At 69.9% G+C, this 19,226-nt stretch carries 11 protein-coding genes, 1 tRNA gene and 1 pseudogene; 8 read left to right on the forward strand and 5 right to left on the reverse strand.

Features of this window, described 5'->3' with window-relative positions:
* Positions 1-11: 11 nt before the first annotated feature.
* The 6 genes from OH809_RS23260 (at position 12) to OH809_RS23285 (ending at position 9,792) form a co-directional block, all read left to right on the forward strand.
* Positions 12-209: a hypothetical protein gene (locus OH809_RS23260; RefSeq protein ID WP_406420576.1), complete on the forward strand. Its 198-nt coding sequence runs from the start codon at positions 12-14 to the stop codon at positions 207-209.
* 334 nt (positions 210-543) lie between these two features.
* The gene (gene topA / locus OH809_RS23265) at positions 544-3,399 is read left to right on the forward strand and encodes a type I DNA topoisomerase (RefSeq protein ID WP_406420575.1); all 2,856 of its coding nucleotides are present in this window, start codon (positions 544-546) and stop codon (positions 3,397-3,399) included.
* 152 nt (positions 3,400-3,551) lie between these two features.
* Positions 3,552-6,650, forward strand: coding sequence for a dTMP kinase (gene tmk, locus OH809_RS23270; protein ID WP_406515497.1), 3,099 nt, complete (start codon positions 3,552-3,554; stop codon positions 6,648-6,650).
* Positions 6,651-6,769: 119 nt separating this feature from the next.
* Positions 6,770-7,975 carry a DNA polymerase III subunit delta' gene (locus OH809_RS23275; RefSeq protein WP_406420573.1) on the forward strand — a complete coding sequence of 402 codons (1,206 nt, stop codon included), beginning with the start codon at positions 6,770-6,772 and terminating at the stop codon, positions 7,973-7,975.
* A gap of 87 nt (positions 7,976-8,062) precedes the next feature.
* Positions 8,063-9,592, forward strand: coding sequence for an alpha/beta hydrolase (locus OH809_RS23280; RefSeq protein WP_406420572.1), 1,530 nt, complete (start codon positions 8,063-8,065; stop codon positions 9,590-9,592).
* 126 nt (positions 9,593-9,718) lie between these two features.
* A tRNA-Thr gene (locus OH809_RS23285) sits at positions 9,719-9,792 on the forward strand.
* 47 nt (positions 9,793-9,839) lie between these two features.
* On the opposite strand, the pseudogene OH809_RS23290 reads toward OH809_RS23285, so the two are convergent.
* A pseudogene (locus OH809_RS23290) lies at positions 9,840-10,319 on the reverse strand (tyrosine-type recombinase/integrase); the annotation flags it as partial.
* A 715-nt stretch (positions 10,320-11,034) separates the two neighbouring features.
* Here OH809_RS23290 and OH809_RS23295 point away from each other — a divergent pair.
* Positions 11,035-11,526 (forward strand): hypothetical protein, encoded by a 492-nt coding sequence (locus tag OH809_RS23295; RefSeq protein ID WP_406420571.1) that lies wholly within the window; start codon positions 11,035-11,037, stop codon positions 11,524-11,526.
* Positions 11,527-11,720: 194 nt separating this feature from the next.
* On the opposite strand, the gene OH809_RS23300 is transcribed toward OH809_RS23295, so the two are convergent.
* Positions 11,721-12,212 (reverse strand): hypothetical protein, encoded by a 492-nt coding sequence (locus tag OH809_RS23300; protein ID WP_406420570.1) that lies wholly within the window; start codon positions 12,210-12,212, stop codon positions 11,721-11,723.
* Positions 12,213-12,546: 334 nt separating this feature from the next.
* On the opposite strand from OH809_RS23300, the gene OH809_RS23305 reads away from it, so the two are divergent.
* Positions 12,547-13,341, forward strand: coding sequence for an integrase core domain-containing protein (locus tag OH809_RS23305; protein WP_406420569.1), 795 nt, complete (start codon positions 12,547-12,549; stop codon positions 13,339-13,341).
* On the opposite strand, the gene OH809_RS23310 is transcribed toward OH809_RS23305, so the two are convergent.
* Genes OH809_RS23310 through OH809_RS23320 form a run of 3 tightly spaced genes read right to left on the reverse strand, consistent with a single transcriptional unit; the run spans position 13,241 to position 19,171 of the window.
* Entirely contained in the window at positions 13,241-16,057 is a 2,817-nt protein-coding gene (locus OH809_RS23310) for an NHLP bacteriocin export ABC transporter permease/ATPase subunit (RefSeq protein WP_406425032.1), read from the reverse strand. The genes OH809_RS23305 and OH809_RS23310 overlap by 101 nt on opposite strands.
* 46 nt (positions 16,058-16,103) lie before the next feature.
* The gene (locus OH809_RS23315; protein WP_406420568.1) at positions 16,104-18,380 is read right to left on the reverse strand and encodes an NHLP family bacteriocin export ABC transporter peptidase/permease/ATPase subunit; all 2,277 of its coding nucleotides are present in this window, start codon (positions 18,378-18,380) and stop codon (positions 16,104-16,106) included.
* On the reverse strand, positions 18,365-19,171 hold the full coding sequence (locus OH809_RS23320) for an HlyD family efflux transporter periplasmic adaptor subunit (protein WP_406420567.1): 807 nt from the start codon (positions 19,169-19,171) through the stop codon (positions 18,365-18,367). Before OH809_RS23320 ends, OH809_RS23315 begins: the two co-directional genes overlap by 16 nt.
* Positions 19,172-19,226 lie beyond the last annotated feature (55 nt).

Raw genomic sequence — 19,226 nt, forward strand, 5'->3', positions numbered from 1 at the left:
GGCGTACGGGCATGGAGAGCGGACCTGCGGTATTCGCCGGAACGACGTTCGCGCTGTTCGGGACCGCCCTGCTGGTGTGGACGGGGGCGCGCGTCGCACACCGCGCGCCGGTGGCGTACGGGGTGTGCCCCGTTGTCTCCGCCACACTCGCCACTCTGTTCGGCGTACTTTTCCTCGTCCTCGGTGTGGGGTGCTTCAGCCGCATCTGATCCACGGCTGCCGCCTCGCCACCCGCGTGGCCGCCGTGTGATCACCCGGCCCGGGGCGTGAACACGCCCGGCTGTCCCGCCACTCTCCTCCGGCGGCCGCAGCACCGCCACGGCGCCGCGAAACCCGCAGGCAGCGACCGCGCGCGCCGCGTATCGGGCACTCCGGGCGGCAGGAATGGCGGAAGTCGGGTTACCGTTCGAGTGGCCGTTGCGGGCTTTTGCCGTTTGACACGGGGGCGGGTTGTACCGTCACACTCCGCAGCGACAGCACCGTCGGCAGCGTCATCGCGCTGCCCGGATGCCCACTGAGTGTCGACCGGAGAGAAGAGCGAAGTTGTCCCCGACCAGCGAGACCGCACAGGGCGGCCGCCGACTCGTCATCGTCGAGTCGCCTGCCAAGGCGAAGACGATCAAGGGCTACCTCGGCCCCGGATACGTCGTCGAGGCGAGCGTCGGGCACATCCGCGACCTGCCGAACGGCGCCGCAGAGGTCCCCGACGAGTACACCGGCGAGGTCCGTCGGCTCGGCGTCGACGTCGAGCATGACTTCCAGCCCATCTATGTCGTCAATGCGGACAAGAAGGCGCAGGTCAGGAAGCTCAAGCAGCTGCTGGCCGAGTCAGACGAACTCTTCCTCGCCACCGATGAGGACCGCGAGGGCGAAGCCATCGCGTGGCACCTGCAGGAAGTGCTGAAGCCCAAGGTCCCGGTCCACCGGATGGTCTTCCACGAGATCACCAAGGACGCGATCCAGGCCGCCGTCGCCAACCCGCGCGAGCTGAACCAGCGCATGGTCGACGCCCAGGAGACCCGCCGTATCCTCGACCGCCTCTACGGCTACGAGGTCTCGCCGGTCCTGTGGAAGAAGGTCATGCCGCGGCTCTCGGCAGGCCGGGTCCAGTCCGTCGCCACCCGACTCGTCGTCGAGCGGGAGCGCGAGCGCATCGCCTTCCGTTCCGCCGAGTACTGGGACCTGACCGGCGCCTTTGCCACCGGCCGTACCGGTGACGCCTCCGACCCGTCGACGCTGACCGCCCGCCTCAGCGCGGTCGACGGCCGCCGGATCGCCCAGGGCCGCGACTTCGGTCCGGACGGACAGCTGAAATCCGGCTCCGGCCAGGTGCTGCACCTGGACGAGACGAACGCCCGGGCCCTGGCCGCCGCGCTCGCCGACTCCGCGTTCGCCGTTCGGTCCGTCGAGTCGAAGCCGTACCGTCGTTCCCCGTACGCCCCGTTCCGTACGACGACCCTCCAGCAGGAGGCGAGCAGGAAGCTGGGCTTCGGGGCGAAGGCCACCATGCAGGTCGCACAGAAGCTGTACGAGAACGGCTTCATCACCTACATGCGTACCGACTCCACGACGCTCTCCGACACCGCGGTCTCCGCGGCGAGGGCGCAGGTCACGCAGTTGTACGGCGCCGACTACCTGCCGGACAAGCCGCGTACGTATGCCGGGAAGGTCAAGAACGCGCAGGAGGCGCACGAGGCGATCCGCCCCTCCGGCGACCGCTTCCGCACACCCGCCGAGACCGGTCTGACCGGTGACCAGTTCCGGCTCTACGAGCTGATCTGGAAGCGGACCGTCGCCTCCCAGATGAAGGACGCGGTCGGTAACTCGGTCACCGTGAAGATCGGCGGCCGGGCGAGCGACGGACGCGACGCCGAGTTCTCCGCGTCCGGCAAGACGATCACCTTCCACGGCTTCATGAAGGCGTACGTCGAAGGCGCCGACGACCCGAACGCCGAGCTCGACGACCGCGAGCGCCGGCTGCCGCAGGTCGCCGAGGGCGACGCGCTGTCCGCCGACGAGATCTCGGTCGACGGCCACGCGACCAAGCCGCCGGCCCGTTACACGGAGGCCTCGCTGGTCAAGGAGCTGGAAGAGCGCGAGATCGGCCGCCCGTCGACGTACGCGTCGATCATCGGCACCATCCTCGACCGCGGCTACGTCTTCAAGAAGGGCACGGCGCTCGTCCCGTCCTTCCTCTCCTTCGCTGTGGTCAACCTGCTGGAGAAGCACTTCGGCCGGCTCGTCGACTACGACTTCACCGCGCGGATGGAGGACGACCTCGACCGCATCGCGCGGGGCGAGGCCCAGTCCGTGCCGTGGCTGAGGCGTTTCTACTTCGGCGAGGGCGACGACGCCGTCAGTGGCGCGGCTTCCGCCGCGGGCAACGGCGACGGCGACCACCTCGGCGGTCTCAAGGAGCTCGTCACCGACCTCGGCGCGATCGACGCCCGGGAGATCTCCTCCTTCCCTGTCGGCAACGACATCAAGCTCCGCGTCGGGCGGTACGGCCCGTACATCGAGCGCGGGGAGAAGGAGGCCGAGGGCCACCAGCGCGCGGACGTGCCGGAGGACCTGGCGCCCGACGAGCTGTCGGTCGAGTACGCGGAGGAGCTGCTGGCCAAGCCGAGCGGCGACTACGAGCTCGGCGCGGACCCGGTCACCGGCAACCAGATCATCGCGAAGGACGGCCGGTACGGTCCGTACGTCACCGAGGTGCTGCCCGAGGGCACGCCGAAGACCGGCAAGAACGCGGTGAAGCCACGGACCGCGTCGCTCTTCAAGTCGATGTCGCTGGACACGGTGACGCTGGCGGACGCGCTCAGACTGATGTCGCTGCCGCGGGTCGTCGGCGAGGACGCCGAGGGTGTCGAGATCACCGCGCAGAACGGCCGCTACGGCCCGTACCTGAAGAAGGGCACGGACTCGCGGTCGCTGACGTCCGAGGACCAGCTCTTCGACATCACGCTCGAAGAGGCCCTCGCGATCTACGCCCAGCCCAAGCAGCGCGGGCGCGCCGCCGCCAAGCCGCCGCTGAAGGAACTGGGCACGGACCCGGTGAGCGGCGCTCCGGTCGTCGTCAAGGACGGGCGCTTCGGCGCGTATGTCACCGACGGCGAGACGAACGCGACGCTGCGCACCGGCGACAGCGTCGAGGACATCACGCCGGAGCGCGGCTACGAACTCCTCGCGGAGAAGCGCGCCAAGGGACCCGCCAAGAAGAAGACGGCGAAGAAGGCCCCGGCGAAGAAGGCGCCCGCGAAGAAGGCGACGGCGGCCAAGAAGACGGCGGCCAAGAAGACGACGGCGGCCAAGAAGACGACGGCGGCCAAGAAGACGACCGCCGCGAAGAAGACGACCGCGGCGGCGAAGAAGGCGACCGCGTCGTCCGTGGAGGACTGACCGCACCGGCGGTCAGCGCGTTCCCGAACACCCGAGGGGCTGGACATTCCAGCCCCTCCGGCGTGCGGGGGAGCACGTCCGCACCCCGCTCGGGCGCCCATATGTTCGGACGGGGCCGTCACCGACCGCACCACTCCGGATAGGCTGGGCGGATGACGCGAGCCGAGCAGCCAACGGTCGTGAGCCCCACCTCCGACACACTTGCCGCAGACTCACGCGAGCGCGCCGTACGAGCCCTGTTGCGTGTCCCCCCGCTGAAGCGGTTGTGGAGCGCCCAGCTCGTCGGCAGTATCGGCGATGCACTCGCCCTTCTCGTGCTGGTGTTGCTGTCGCTGCAAGCGGCGGTCCTTGAGGGCTCATTCGGATCCGGATACCGCGGGGCGGCCTTTGCCGTCGCCGCCGTGTTCGGTGCCCGAATCCTTGCAACGCTCCTCTTCGGAGCCGTACTCCTGGGGCCGCTGACGACGCTCACCGCGCCCGGTGGACCGGTGGACCGGCGGTGGCTGATGATCGGGGCGGACGGCCTGCGGCTCGCGCTGCTCGTCGTCGCGCCGCTGTGGATCGACTGGATGCCCGACAGGGCGCTCATGATGATCCTCATCACCGTCTTCGTCACCGGCGCCGGCGAACGGCTGTGGACGGTCGCGAAGGAGAGCGCCGCCCCCGCGCTGCTGCCCTCCCCGCCCCCCGAGGGCGCCGCGGTACGCCCGCTGCCCGACCACCTCGACGCCCTGCGCAGGCTCTCCCTCCGTACGGACTTCGCCGCCGTCCCCGCCGCCGCGGCCGTTCTGCTGATCGCCACGCTGATCGGCAATCTGCTGTCCTCGGGTCTTGAGTGGTTCTCCTTCCACCAGGCGGCTCTCGGTTCGTACGTCGCGGCCGGGCTGTTCTCCGCCTCGATCTCGACCCTCTACTTCCTCGAACTCCCCGGTTCGCCGACGCCCCGCCCGCGCTCGCCCCTGGAGGGTCTGCGACGGCCGTCCACCGGCAGCGGCCCGGACAAGGGCCGCACCGGCGCAGTCCCGCTGATCGTCGGCGCGTGCGCGGCCGTCGCCGGAGCGATCGCCGCCGCAGCCGCCGTCGCCGCACTGCACGCCTACGACCTCGGTGGCGGACCGGCCACGTTCGCCCTGCTGATCCTTGCTCTGACGGGCGCCACAGGCGCCGGTATCCGTACCGCGGAGAAGGTGCTGCACACCCTGTCGCGGCGCCGGCTGCTCGCCATCGCCACCGCCGTCACCGGGGTCGCGCTCCTCGCGATGGGTCTGGTGCCGGACACGGCGACCGTGGTGTTCCTCGCGGTCCTCGCCGGTTACGCGGCGGGTGTCGCGGCCAACACCGGCCACACGCTCGTCGACCAGGAGACCGAGGAGTCCCGCAGGGCCAGGGCGACCGAGCACCTCCAGGCAGTCGTCCGGGTCCTGATCGCGCTCGGCGCGGTCGCGGGACCGCTGCTGGCCGCAGCGATCGGGACCCACCGGCTGACGGCCGGCGACTTCGTCTTCGCGCACGGCGGCGCAGCGTTCGCCCTCATGCTCATCGGCGCCCTGCTGCTGCCGGTCGCCGCGATCGTCCTCGCGAAGACGGACGACCGTTCCGGAGTGCCGCTCCGCCGTGACCTGCGCGAGGCCCTGCGAGGCGGCGAACCGGCTGTCGCCCCCGCCGCCACCGGCTTCTTCCTCGTGCTGGAGGGCGGCGACGGGGCCGGCAAGTCCACCCAGGTCGAGGCGCTCGCCGAGTGGATCCGGGCCAAGGGCCACGAGGTCGTCGTCACCCGCGAGCCGGGCGCCACGCCGGTCGGCAAGCGGCTGCGCTCGATCCTGCTCGACGTGTCGTCGGCCGGGCTCTCGAGCCGGGCCGAGGCACTGCTCTACGCCGCCGACCGCGCCGAGCACATCGACTCGGTGGTCCGTCCGGCCCTGGAGCGCGGCGCGGTCGTCATCTCCGACCGCTACATCGACTCGTCCGTCGCCTACCAGGGCGCGGGCCGCGATCTCTCCCCGACCGAGATCGCCCGGATCTCGCGGTGGGCGACGAGCGGACTCGTACCGCATCTGACGGTGCTGCTCGACGTCGACCCGGAGACCGCGCGTGAACGGTTCACCGAGGCGCCCGACCGGCTGGAGTCCGAGCCGCCCGAGTTCCACGCCCGGGTACGGTCCGGCTTCCTCACGCTGGCTGCCGCAGACCCGACCCGCTACCTGGTGGTGGACGCCGGCCAGGAACCGGAATCGATCACCACCGTCGTACGCCACCGGCTCGACCAGCTCCTGCCGCTCTCCGAGGCCGAGATCAAGGCCCAGGAGGAGGCGCGCAAGGCGGCCGAGGAAGAGGCCAGGCGCAAGGCCGAGGAAGAGGCGGCGCGCAAGGCGGAGGAGGAGCGGCTGGAGCGTGAGCGCAAGGAGCAGCTCGCCAAGCTCCGCGCCGAGGAGGAGGAGCGCAAGCGCCGCGAGCTGGAGGAGGCGCGGCAGCGCGAGGCCGAGCGGCAGGCGGAGGAGGCCCGCCGGCAGGCCGAGGAAGCCCGTCGGGTCGCCGAGGAGGAGCGGGTCCGGCGCGAGGCCGAGGAGCAGGCGCGCGAGGCCGAGCAGGAGCGGCTGCGCAGGCAGGCCCAGGAGGAGGCCCGGCTGCGCAAGGAGGCCGAGGCGCGACGGCTGGAGAAGCAGCGCAAGGCGGAGGAGGCGCTGCTGCGGGCCGAGGCTGCCCGGCGGCAGGCCGAGGCCGAGGCGGCCGCGTCCGCTTCCGTCCCGGACAACGAGCTGACGGTGCCGACGCCGGTCGTCAGCCCGAACGAGGTGACGCAGCCGGTGCCGTCACCGGTCGACACGCCTTCGGACCAGGCCGAGACGGCGATGATCCCGAGGATCACCGATCCGTCCGAGCGGCCTGCGGTACGGGAAGCTCCGGGCTCCGCGGACGAGACGGCGGTACTCCCGCCGGTGCGGGACGTACGTGATGAGCAGCCGGTGGACCGGGTTCCGCGGGGTATCTTCCGCGACGAGCGCCCGGCGGACGCCGTACCGGAGGGCGAGAACGAGCGCACCCGGGAGCTGCCGCAGGTCAGCGATCCGCACGCCGCCCCGGAGGCAGCCGAGGACCGGCGTCCGGGCCGGGGCCGCCGCCGTCGCCCGGAGTGGGCCGAGGAGACTCCGCTGGACGATCTGCCGACCCTGGCCGACGAGCTGCTCGGCGACCACGACCGGGACGACGAGGGCCGTGGCACCTCCGGACGGGGCCGCCGCCCGCGCCGCTGAGAGCGGCCGCGGCGGGTGGCCCTGGGGGTGAGGGGCGGACCGGATCGCCGGGAATGTCAGACCCTTCCCCCACAATGGGAAGCCGGAGCCGTAGACCACCACCGGAAGGGCGGTGACCGATGACCGTATGGGACGACCTGGTCGGCCAGGACCGGGTGCAGGAGCAGCTCGGTGCCGCCGCCCGGGACGCCGATGCGCTGGTCACCGCCATTTCCGCGGGGGATCAGGTGCCGCCGGGGTCGAAGATGACCCACGCCTGGCTGTTCACCGGACCGCCGGGTTCCGGGCGGTCCACCGCTGCCCGCGCCTTCGCCGCCGCCCTCCAGTGCACCAGCCCGGACCGCGCGCTGGGCGGCGCACCGGGGTGCGGTTTCTGCGACGGCTGCCACACCAGCCTCATCGGGACGCATGCCGACGTCGAGGTGGTCCGTACGGACCTGCTCTCCATCGGCGTGAAGGAGACCCGTGAGCTGGTCCGCCGCGCCCAGCTGTCCCCGGCCGTGGGCCGCTGGCAGGTGATCATCCTGGAGGACGCCGACCGTCTCACCGAGGGCGCGGGAAACGTGCTCCTGAAGGCGGTCGAGGAGCCCGCGCCCCGTACGGTGTGGCTGCTCTGCGCACCCTCGCTCGAAGATGTGCTGCCCACCATCCGGTCCCGCTGCCGTCACCTCACCCTGCGCACGCCCCCCGTCGACGCCGTTGCCGATGTGCTGATCCGGCGTGACGGAATCGAACCGGAGCGGGCCGCGTCAGCCGCTCGTGCCACTCAGGGGCACATCGGCCGGGCCCGCCGCCTGGCCACCGACGAGAAGGCCCGTGCGCGCCGCGCGGCCGTGCTCAGGCTTCCGCTCCGGGTGGAGGACATCGGTGGATGTCTCAAGGCCGCCCAGGAGCTGATCGACACCGCCACGGAGGACGCGAAGCAGGTTTCCGAGGAGGTGGACGTCAAGGAGACGGAGGACATGAAGGCCGCACTCGGCGCGGCTGCCGGAGGCCGGATGCCGCGCGGCACGGCAGGGGTGATGAAAGAGCTGGAGGACAAGCAGAAGCGCCGCAAGACCCGTACGCAGCGCGACAGCCTCGACCTCGCCCTCACCGATCTGACCGGCTTCTACCGCGACGTACTGGCGCTGCAGCTGGGCTCGCAGATCGCCCTCGCCAATGTCGATGTACGGGACGCACTCGACCGTATCGCCGGGTCCTCGACGCCCGAGCGCACCCTGCGCCGGATAGAGGCGGTGATCGCCTGCCGCCGGGCGCTGGACCGCAATGTGGCGCCGCTGCTCGCAGTGGAGGCGATGACGATGGTTCTGCGCGCCGGCTGATCCGTCCACGTCCTCGTCGCGCACCGCCGATTCATCCGAATGGGTAACGAATCGGGCCAGTCGCCCCTTGAGGGCTACGCTCCGGGCATGGATACCAGGCGTCTGCTCCGTACCTTCGCCACCGTGCTCGGCACGACCGGCCTACTCATCTCCGGCTGCAGCAAGGGCAGTTCGACAACGAGCGCGCCGGGCACGACGCCCGCCGCACCCGCGGCGCTCCAGCCGTACTACGCGCAGCATCTGAACTGGCGTGACTGCGGCGTCTCCGGTTTCCAGTGCGCCACGATGAAGGCGCCGCGCGACTACCGGAAGCCGGACGGCGGCGACATCAAGCTGGCCGTCTCCCGGAAGAAGGCCACCGGTCCGGGCAAGCGGATCGGCTCCTTGCTGGTGAATCCGGGCGGCCCCGGCGGCTCGGCCATCGGCTACCTCCAGGGCTACGCGGCCCTCGGCTACCCCGCCCCGGTCCGCGCCCGCTACGACATGGTCGCCATCGACCCGCGCGGCGTCGCCCGCAGCGAGCCCGTCGAATGCCTCACCGGCCCGCAGATGGACGCGTACACCCAGGTCGACCAGACTCCCGACGACCGTGCCGAGGTCACGGAGCTGGGCACCGCCTTCGACAAGTTCGCGGACGGCTGTGAGCAGCGCTCCGGCACGATCCTCCCGCATGTCTCCACCGTCGAGACGGCCCGCGACATGGACATCCTGCGGGCCCTGCTCGGCGACGAGAAGCTGACGTACCTCGGGGCGTCGTACGGCACCTTCCTCGGTGCGACATACGCCGAACTCTTCCCCGGCCGGACCGGCCGTCTCGTCCTCGACGGTGCGATGGACCCGTCGCTTCCGTCGCTGGAGATGAACCGCGACCAGACGGCGGGCTTCGAGGTCGCGTTCCAGGCCTTCGCCGCGGACTGCGTGAAGAAGTCGGACTGCCCGCTCGGCACCATCTCCACCGCGGACGCCGCGACCCGGCTGAAGCAGCTCTTCACCGACCTCGACGCCAAGCCCGTCCCCGCCGGCGACTCCCGCAAGCTCGGCGAGTCCCTCGCCACCACAGGTGTCATCGCCGCCATGTACGACGAGGGGACCTGGCCCCAGCTCCGTAGCGCCCTCGCCGGCGTCCGGGCGGGCGACGGGTCCGGCCTGCTCGCCCTGTCCGACAGCTACTACGAGCGCAAGCCGAACGGCACGTACGCGAACCTGATGTTCGCCAACGCCGCGGTGAACTGCCTGGACGCGCCCCCGGCCTTCACCGGCCCGGACGCCGTCGAGCAGGCCCTCCCCAGCTTCGAGAAGGCCTCCCCGGTCTTCGGCAAAGCCTTCGCCTGGGCTGCCCTGAACTGCGCCCACTGGCCCGCCGCGCCCACCGGCACCGCGCACCGCATCACGGCGAAGGGCGCGTCCCCGATCGTCGTGGTCGGCACCACCCGTGACCCGGCGACCCCGTACAAGTGGGCCCAGTCCCTCGCCGCCCAGCTCTCCTCGGGCAGGCTCCTCACGTACGAGGGCGACGGTCACACCGCGTACGGCCGCGGTAGCCACTGCATCGACACGGCGATCAACACGTACCTCCTGGACGGCGCCCCGCCGGCCGACGGCACGAAGTGCTCCTGACCTCCCGCGGCTCCCTCCACCCCCCTGACCTGCGCATTCTGCTCCGGAGGCGGGTGGTGCGGAGCACCCTCCGAAACTGTGTAAACTTAGCGACGCTGCTGCTCGCACCATAGTGCGACAGGGCGTGCCGCCTTAGCTCAGTTGGCCAGAGCAACGCACTCGTAATGCGTAGGTCTCGGGTTCGAATCCCGAAGGCGGCTCTGTAGAAGCCTCAGGACTCACTCGCCGTGACCTGGGGCTTTTGCTTTTACTGGATACGGCGGCGGCGCTTGGCGCGGGCCGCCCGACTGCCGGTGGTCTCAGTCCTGGTCTCAGTGGGGCTCGGCACCGGCTCCGCCGGGTCGGGTAGGAAGAACTCGCCCATGCGCCGCATCGCGTCCTTCGACAGGTGTGATCTGCCCTTCACGTACCGCCTCGTCTGGCTGATCTGCGTATGCCGAAGGATCTCCATGATCGTGGGCATGTCGACACCCAACTCGTTCAGGATCGTTCCGGCTGTGTGGCGGCTCCCGTCGTAAAGACGGCGGTCGTCGATCCCCGCCTCCGTGAGTAGTTCCGTGAACTCTTCGTAGTCGGCACGCGGGTCGAGCGGGCGTCCGTCCGGCCGCGAGAAGACGACGTGGTGTTCCTCCCACAGCTCGCCGGCTGTGGCCCGCATTTTCTCCTGCGCAGCCCTGTGGTCACGGAGGAACGGGACGAAGACAGGCGGGATCGGGACGGCGTTCCGGCACGTCGGAGCACGACCTGCGAGCATGTACGTCCTCGGTCTCCGACAGGAGGCTGACCAGGAGGAGGCCCATGAAGCGGCGGCTTGCCCAGTTCGGTGTCATCTTTCTGGGCATCGAGGCGTGGGTGGCCCTTCGCGACACGACTTCAGTTGTTTCGTTGGTGATCGGCTGCGTGTCCGTCGCAATACTTGCTTGTTGCTTCGCTCTCCGTGTCTGGAGAGAGATCCAGGCCATCAAGGACGACAACAGGCAGGCCCGGGACCGCCGGGAAGCGCGCAGGTGCGAGCAACAGTAGGTGATTCGCTGACCGGCCTGCGACGATCGTGTCAAGCCCGCACTCAACAGCTGACATCAACGTCTGACACCAACAGGCGCGGACAGCAGCGGTCAGCGCCGAACCTGGACGGACCACCAGCCGGGGGCTCCAGCCAGTTGGCCGACGTTGACGGCTCCCCGTGATCGACCTGATAAGGATGAGGCCACAAGTTCAAGGCCTGTCACCTCCGCCAGGGCGTGGGAGGGCCGCCCATCGATCATCGGTTCCGGATCCAGGACTGTATGAACGGGAGGCCAATGGCAGCTGCCGGTTTGGGGGTTCTGCGGGCGAGGCGCTTGTCGGGGTGAGCACCGTGTGGATAGTTGGGGTGCGGCAGGCAGCCGTGGGGAGCGGGGCCTAGGGGGAGAGGCGTGCGCAGGTATGTCCACCATGAGCTGATGGCCGCCGCCGAGGCGGTGGGCGCGACGGTTGTCACCGCGCCCGTGGTGTTCGGTGTGCGTGGCGTTCCCAGGGACGAGGGCGAATGGTGGTGTCTTGCGCTCCTCGCAGCGTTCAGCGCTGTAAACGGGGTGCTCGCCTGTACCCGTTTGAGGTGGCTGGGCGGTGAGAAACGGGAGTTCGAGGATGCGGTTCCCCTGGCGAACCCCGACTCGGTATTGCCCACGCCCCGGGAGTCTTTCCGTCGCAGCTTTGACTGGGGCTTCGTTGTCTTCGCGATGTTGTTCGGTCTGGTCTTTTCCCTGATATGGGTGCCCGTCATGGCCTTGTGGTCTCTGCTGTTCTTGCCGGAGCGGCTCATCAAGGGGGCGTACGGGATTTATTGGGAGAGACGTCACGGGGTCCTGTTGTGGCGAGGGCGCGTTCCGGAGCAACCCCTGGGGAAGGGCCAGTACCTCTATTCATCGGTACGGCAGCCCGGTACTGCGTGACAACGCCGACGTACGACAGCGGACGAGCGCGGACGCCTGCGGACCATCGGCGCAGGTGAGGAGCTGGCCGGCCCCAGGCAGAGCTCCCACCCAAGTTGCTTCGGGACGAAGAGGTCGTCGACAGGTGTGCTCGGCCAACCTGGACGGCGACTTCCGCGACGCCTAAAACTTGTCCCGTAATCCTGTGTGCTGGATCAGGCTTCGCTGCGGTCCAGTGAGGCTGCATGCTCCAGCCACTTGTCCACCACGTCGTGGGACTCGTCCAGGGCAGGATCGCGCCTTCCACCAGGTGCGTATGCCGGAGACCGGTCCGCGCGCAACGGTACGTGGGCGCAGTACCAGGCCCGCCTTGCGCCCGCCTGCTCAGCGTCTGTGCCTGTCTGTGCATAGTTGAGCAGTGCTGTCATGACCCGACGGCGCCCGAATACGTAGACCGCCGGCTCGATGAACCACCGACAGAAGCTGGGGTCAGGGTCGTAGACGGCTGCAGTCATCAACGATGAGAAGAACTCCTCGGGCAGGCTGACGCGTTCGAGCAGCGGCTTGCGCACTGCATGCGCCAGGTGCCGCGCACGTTGGTCCTCCGGCACGCTGGCCGCGTTGTCGAGGTCCATCAGCCGAGCCACCTCGACTGCAGCTGACAGGAACGTGGGTGCTTCTGTCTCATTACGCTCTTTGTCGACCATGGGCAGCATTCTGAGCCGAGCCCGGACCGAGAGGCAGCCACGTTGGGCAGATCCGTGACCCATGTGCCCGAGACCGCATACGGGCTGCTGCTCGTTTTCAGCTATCCGGATCACTGCCCGTGGCCAACTTGTGGCCAGGGAGTTTGCTCCACTCTGCCTCGGCGGACTGACTGGGTTGGCGTGCGCGCGCCGGTCTCAGTTGTGGTCTCGATAGCCGACCGATCCGGAGCGGTCCGCCACCGTCCGTGACAGTACGAATCACCCCCTGACCAGCCATGCGGGCAACACGGCGGACGACGGTGGGCACCCGCGGACCGAGATCGGACAACTCGTAATGCGTAGGTCTCGGGTTCGAATCCCGAAGGCGGCTCCATGGAAAGCCGCAGGTCAGGCCTCTGACCTGCGGTTTTTTCTTTTGGTCGACCTTGGAAGTCGGGCCAATCGGACACTTGCGGTCTACGCATCGCAATGCGTAGGTCGGAAGTTGACTGGGTGTCGCCGACTCAGCGAGGCATACAACAGCCTGTGCGACAGGCTGGGCGTGGTGCAGTCCATGGGGCGGGTGGGATCGGCCCTGGACAACGCCGCCGCCGAGTCGTTCAACTCGCTGATCAAGGTCGAGTTCATCCACCGGCATCGCTTCGCGACCCGGGCTGAGGCCCGCCTGAAGATCGCTCGCTGGATCACGGACTTCTACAGTGCCGCCGCCACAGCGGGGGCGCCGGCCTACCGCCGAACGAGTTCGAACGCACCATCAGCGAAGCCCGCGCCGAGCACCCTCAGAAGCACCAAGCCGCGTAAGGAACGCCTCTACGTTTCCAGGGGATTGACAGCGTCAGCAACAGGGCCAGCAGCAGAAGGAGTACTTCGATCACCGTGTCACCCCCGTCCCGCTCCCCAGGTGCTCGGGGATCTCATGCGGGCTGACACGGCAGGTACTGGGAGGTTCGTCCATCGCGGGGACCGCGACTCCTTCTCGGCTATGGGGATGATCGGTGATTCCCATACTGAGGAGCGGCAAAAGCGGGTCAGCGTACCTGCCGGCGGACCAGCTCGTGGAAGAGGCCGCTGGTGTCGGCGAGCAGTTCGGCGGGCGGTCCCTGCTGGATCACCTGGCCGTCCGACATGACGATGACCCGGTCGGCGTCCATGACAGTGGAGAGCCGGTGGGCGATCACGATGCGGGTGGCGCGCAGCGCGCGGGTGCTCTCGATCACGACGCGCTGGGTCTCGTTGTCCAGCGCGCTGGTGGCTTCGTCGAAGAAGAGGATGCGCGGGTGGCGGATCAGGGCCTGGGCGATCATCAGGCGTTGCCGCTGCCCGCCGGAGACGGCGCCGCCGCCGTCGGAGAGCACGGTGTGCATGCCCATCGGCATCCGCTTGATGTCCTCGGCCAGGCCTGCCATCGCGGCGGCCGCCCAGGCCTCTTCCAGGCTGAACAGCTCGGCGCCGCAGATGCAGTCCAGGATCGAGCCGGAGAAGGGCTGGGCGTTCTGCAGGACGACTCCGCACTGACGGCGTACGGCGGCCTGGTCGAGGGCGGCCAGGTCCTGACCGTCGTAGAGCACACTGCCGGAGGCCGGTCGGTCGAAGCCGATGAGCAGCCGGAGCAGGGTCGACTTGCCGCAGCCGCTGGCTCCGACGATCGCGACGAACTCGCCCGGCCGCACCTGGAACGACACGTTGTCGAGCACCAGCGGCCCGTCCTCGGCGTACCGGAAGGACAGGCCCTTGGCCTCGATCGCGCCGGACAGCGTGCCGGGGGCCGTGCTGCCCCCGCGTACCTCGGGGACCTCGTCGAGGATCGGCTTGACCTGCTCGAAGAGCGGCAGGACGGAGGCGGCCGAGATGAGGGCGCCGGTGAGCTGGGTGACCGAGGTCAGCATCATCGTCACGGCGGTGTTGAAGGTGAGGAAGCCGCTCGCCGACAGGGTGCCGCGGGCCGGCCCGGCGAGCAGCATGAACATCACCAGGGTGCAGAACGGCAGGTAGACCGCATTGAAGACGGTGATCAGGTTTTTGCGCCGGCCCACCCGCTGTTGCAGCTCGCGGCTGTGCGCGAACTCCCGCGCCCAGGCGGCGTAGGCGAAGCTCTCCGCGGCGGCGACGCGCAGTTTGGGCAGGCCGCGCAGCGTCTGGAAGGCCTGGTTGTTGAGCTTGTTGTTGAGCACGATCAGCCGGCGCTGCCACCGCAGCTGCGACAGGCCGAGCCCGAGGAACACCGCGGCGACGACCACCAGCATGGCCAGCGCCATCAGCGTCAGCGGGACGCTGTACCAGAGCAGCAGGACGAGGTTCACCGCGCCGACCATGCCGGCCTGCAGCGTGACCGAGCTGATGCCGGACAGTACGCGGCGGATGGCGCTGATGCCCATCGCCGCGCTCGCGAGCTCTCCGGTGGAGCGCTCGGCGAAGAATTTCGTCGGCAGCCGCAGCAGCCGGTCCCAGACGGCCGGCTGCAGGGTTGCTTCGGCACGTCCTTCGATGCGCAGGATGGAGATGTTCTGCAGCAGCATGAAGGCGGTCGAGACGACGGTGGTGGCCACGAGCGCCAGGGAGGTCGAGACGATGAGGCTGTTCTCGGCGTTCGGTACGTAGACACCGAGGACCTGTCCGGTGGCGATCGGTACCAGCGTCCCGAGGCCGACCGCGACCAGCCCGCCCAGGACCAGGTTGCGCATGTCCATCCCGGTGCCGTGCACGCTGAAGCGGAGCAAGTGCCAGGCGGACACCGGTTGTTCGGGCAACGGGCGGTAGAACATGATGGCGCGGGGCTGGAGTTCGTCGAAGTTGGCCCTGCTGATCCTCATCCGTGCGCCGGTGATGGGGTTCACCGCCTCATACCCGCCACGGCGCCACAGCAGCGCGACCGGCGCTCCGGTCTTTCCCCGGTGGCCCACCAGGGGACCGGAGTTCTCCCGCCACCAGCGCCCGGTGAGCCTGACCACCCGGGTACGCAGCCGTGAGTGCACCGCGATGCGCTCCACCGGACTCATCCGGTCGGTCAGGTCGCCGCCCTCCAGGGGCGCCGAGACGGTGACCCCGGCGGCGTCGGCGACCAGCCGGCAGACGGCGAGGGTGGCGTCGTCGATCCCGTCGGCCGGAACGGCCGCGGTCTTTCCCGGCCGGTTGGCGGAGGGCCTGTTGATGGAGGCCAGCAGCGCCTGATCGGCCTGTGCGCGTACGGCCTCGCCGGCCTTGATCCCGGCCGCCGTCCGGTCCTCGTGAGCGCGCTCCAGCCGCTCTATCCAGCGATCCAGCGCGAACAGCAGCCGGGACTGCTGGTTGACCATCTGCTGCCACATCGCACCGTCGATGAGCAGGTCGGCGGCCGCCTCCGTGCTGAACGCGGCGCCGTACTGCACGCTGCCGGGGGCCACCGGCATCCACAGGATGTTGTCGTCACCCGATTCGTACGGCTCGGCCTGGCCGTCCAGTTGGCCGTCCAGCTGCCCGTCGAGGGGGCCTTCGAACAGTACGCGCAGGCTGCGGCCGACCCCGCGGGCGAAGGCGTCCTCCAGCGGGCTGAGGCTGACCTGCTGGTCACCGTAGCCGTAGCCGTGCTCGTATCCGTACTCGGGCCGGTACAGCTCCCGGAGCTGTATTCGGCGCACCCGGCACCCCTCCAGGGGCCTGCCGACCAGTGTGTGCTGCGGGCCCTCGACCGGGCCGAGCAGCAGGGTGCCGGTTTCGAGCCGGCCGAGGAAGTGCCAGCGGCCCTGGCTGACGGCGTCGACCGCGAACAGGTCCATCGCGCCGTCCACCACCAGCCACAGGACGTGCGGCCCGTCCAGCGACAGGCTGCGGGTGCTCGTGGAGTCGACCGGCAGGCCCAGGCCGCCCATGGCGCCGACCACCACGTCGACGGTGTCGTGTACGGATGACGTCACGTCAGTGCTCCCTGACCAGCTCGGCGTACGGGCCCCCGGCGGCGACCAGGTCCTCGTGCCGGCCGCGCTCCACGACCGTTCCGTGGTCGAGGACGACGATCTCGTCGCTGTCGCGCACCGTGCTCAGCCGGTGCGCGATCACGACGCAGGCGCAGCCGCGCCGCCGCAGGTTGTCGATGATCAGCTGCTCGGTCTCGGCGTCCAGGGCGCTGGTCACCTCGTCCAGGACCAGCACGCTGGGCCGACGGACCAGTGCCCGGGCGATCTCCAGGCGCTGCCGCTGACCACCGGAGAAGTTGCGGCCGTCCTGCTCCACCCGGCTGTGGATGCCGCCGGGCCGCCGGGCGACGGCGTCATGGACTGCGGCGTCCTTGAGGGCGGCGATCACGGCTTCGTCGGGTATCGAGGGATCCCACAGCGCCACGTTGTCGCGGACGGTGCCCTCGAAGAGGAAGACATCCTGGTCGACGAAGGAGACCGAGGCGGACAGCGAGCTGCGGGAGATCTCGTCCAGCCGCTGCCCGTCGATGCGGATCTCGCCCTCCCACGGCTTGTACAGGCCCGAGATCAGCCGGGACACCGTGGACTTGCCGCTGCCGGAGCCGCCGACGAGGGCGACCTGCCGGCCTGGTCCGACCGACAGCGAGAAGTCGGTGAGCAGCGGTTTGTCGAGCGGGCTGTACCCGAAGGTGATGCCCTCCAGCGTCACGTGCCCGCTGAGCCTGCGGGTGCTCGCGGCCGGCCGGTCCTGCGAGTACAGCGGGTCCACCGGGAAGCTCTCGACGTCCTTGAGCCGGGCCACGTCGGCCGCGAAGTCCTGGATCCGGCCGGCCACCCCGCTCAGCCGGGCGACCGGCGCGGTGAAGCTGGTCACCAGCGACTGGAAGGCCACGAGCAGACCGATCGAGATATGGCCCTCCACCGCCCGCACCCCGCCGATCAGGAGGATCAGCGCGCTGTTGAGTGCCGCGAGCGTGGGCGCGACGACGGCCAGCGCCGCGCTCGGCACGCCGAGCCGCTGCTGCCCGTCCAGCGTGGTCGCGTGCTGCCCGGCCCAGCGGCGGAAGTACCCGTTTGCGCCTCCGGTGGCCTTCATCGTCTCGATCAGCTGGAGGCCGCTGTACGAGGTGTTGGTCAGCCGGGCGCTGTCCGCCCGCAGCTTCTGGACGCCGGTGCCCCGGATCCGGGTCACCATCCGCAGCGCCGCCACGTTGAGCAGCGCGATCAGTACCCCGATGACGGTCAGCTGCGGGTCGTAGCTCCACAGCAGGACCGCGTAGAGGATCACGACCACGGCGTCCACACCGGCGGCAGCGAGGTCCCGTGCCAGGGTCTCGGCGACCGAGTCGTTGGACTGCAGCCGCTGGACGAGGTCGGCGGGGTTGCGCTGGGCGAAGAAGGTGACCGGCAGCCTGAGCAGATGTCGCAGGAAGCGGGCGCTGCTCAGTGTGGAGGAGATGATCCGCCCGCGCAGCAGGTTCGCCTGCTGGATTGCGACCAGCACGGCGGTCAGCACCACCGTGGCGGCCATCGACGAGAAGATCAGCGGCAGCAGGGACGTCTCGTTGCCGAACATGAACATGTCGATGTAGGCGCGGCTCAGAGCCGGCGCCGCCATGCCCACCACGACCAGCAGGAAGCTGGCGATCACCGCGGCCAGCATCGTGCCCGCGGTGCCGCGCAGCCGCGCCGGCAGGGCGCCCATGATCCCCGGCCGGCGGCCACCCGGGCGGAATCGATCGCCGGGCTCGAAGGTCAGCACGACGCCGGTGAAACTGGTGTCGAAGTCCTCCGTCGGGACGAACCGGCGGCCCCTGGCCGGGTCGTTGATGTGCACGCCGCGCCGGCCGAAGCGGCGCCCCATCCCGTCGTAGACGACGTAGTGGTTGAACTCCCAGAACAGGATGGCCGGCGCGGGTACCTCGGCCAGGGCGGCCGTTTCCATCTGCATGCCCTTGGCGTTCAGGCGGTAGCCGCGTGCCGCTTTGAGTACATTGCTGGCCCTGGAGCCGTCGCGGGACACCCCGCAGGCGATCCGGAGTTCCTCGAGGGGCACATGGCGGCCGTAGTGGCCGAGCACCATCGCCAGCGAGGCGGCGCCGCACTCCACGGCTTCCATCTGGAGCACGGTGGGGCTGCGGACGGTCCTCTGCTTCTTCCGCTTCGGCTCGTGCCTGCGCCGTCGGCGATCGGGCTGCTGGGCCGGGCGGTTGGGGTGGTTGGGGCGGTGTCTCCCGCGCCCGGCGGGATCGTGCTGCGCGGTCACGGGAGGACCCATTCGACCGGGCGCTGCGCCGCGAGGTGGATGGCGCCGCTGACCAGCGTCGTGGAGTCGATCGTGTAGGGCGGGCCGTCTGTCGACGACCACGCGTACCCGGACTTCGTGCCCGCCGACCGGTCCAGCTGGACCACGACCGCCAGCGGCTGGCCGCCCTGCGAGAACTGCTCGCCCAACTGGCTGTCCCCGAGGAAGCTGGTGATCTGCTGCCGCGTCTGGGGAGTCCGGCCGACCCCGAGGACCCGGCCCCGCAACACCCCGTACTGCTGCGCGGGCACGGACTGGACGGTGAGGTCCACCGACGAACCCATGGGGATCGTCGATGCGCTGCTGTCCTGCGCGTACAACACCGCCACCAACGGGTCGTCGGTGGCGTCGATACGTTCCACGGTCGCCAGATCCGCCCCGGTGGCCACCACCGCACCGATCTTGGCCAGCAGGGCGTTCAACCGGCCCGCGGCCACCGCGTGTACGGTCTCGACCTTCTGGTCCGTGCGGATGCTCAGCAGCCGGGCGCCGGCCGGCAGCATGTCGCCCTCATCGGCGTAGACAGCGGTGACCTGACCCGCGACCGGGCTCTGCACTATGTAACTGCCCTCCGCATGGGTCAGGATCCCGGCCGCGGTCAGCTTGGACGACACGGAGCCGGTCACGGCCCAGAAGCACGCGCCGGCCATGACGACGGCCGTTACCGCAAGCACGAGCCAGCCCTGCGGCCGGGCGAAGCGCACCGGTACGTCGAGTTCTTCAGGCGATTGCAGCTTGGAAAGCGCCTTTTGCCGGAACTGCACGGAGGTATTCCTTCAACTGCATTCATCGTGGCTACAGCCGACGGCCGCCGACCCA

This window comes from Streptomyces sp. NBC_00873 (genome assembly GCF_045207415.1).
Classification (GTDB): domain Bacteria; phylum Actinomycetota; class Actinomycetes; order Streptomycetales; family Streptomycetaceae; genus Streptomyces.

Coding starts and splice junctions, on each gene's coding strand:
- OH809_RS23280 (WP_406420572.1), top strand. CDS start 8,063: ATGGATACCAGGCGTCTGCTCCGTACCTTCGCCACCGTGCTCGGCACG.
- OH809_RS23260 (WP_406420576.1), top strand. CDS start 12: ATGGAGAGCGGACCTGCGGTATTCGCCGGAACGACGTTCGCGCTGTTC.
- OH809_RS23315 (WP_406420568.1), bottom strand. CDS start 18,380: ATGGGTCCTCCCGTGACCGCGCAGCACGATCCCGCCGGGCGCGGGAGA.
- OH809_RS23310 (WP_406425032.1), bottom strand. CDS start 16,057: ATGGGCGGCCTGGGCCTGCCGGTCGACTCCACGAGCACCCGCAGCCTG.
- OH809_RS23305 (WP_406420569.1), top strand. CDS start 12,547: ATGCGTAGGTCTCGGGTTCGAATCCCGAAGGCGGCTCCATGGAAAGCC.
- OH809_RS23295 (WP_406420571.1), top strand. CDS start 11,035: ATGGCCGCCGCCGAGGCGGTGGGCGCGACGGTTGTCACCGCGCCCGTG.
- OH809_RS23275 (WP_406420573.1), top strand. CDS start 6,770: ATGACCGTATGGGACGACCTGGTCGGCCAGGACCGGGTGCAGGAGCAG.
- OH809_RS23300 (WP_406420570.1), bottom strand. CDS start 12,212: ATGGTCGACAAAGAGCGTAATGAGACAGAAGCACCCACGTTCCTGTCA.
- tmk (WP_406515497.1), top strand. CDS start 3,552: ATGACGCGAGCCGAGCAGCCAACGGTCGTGAGCCCCACCTCCGACACA.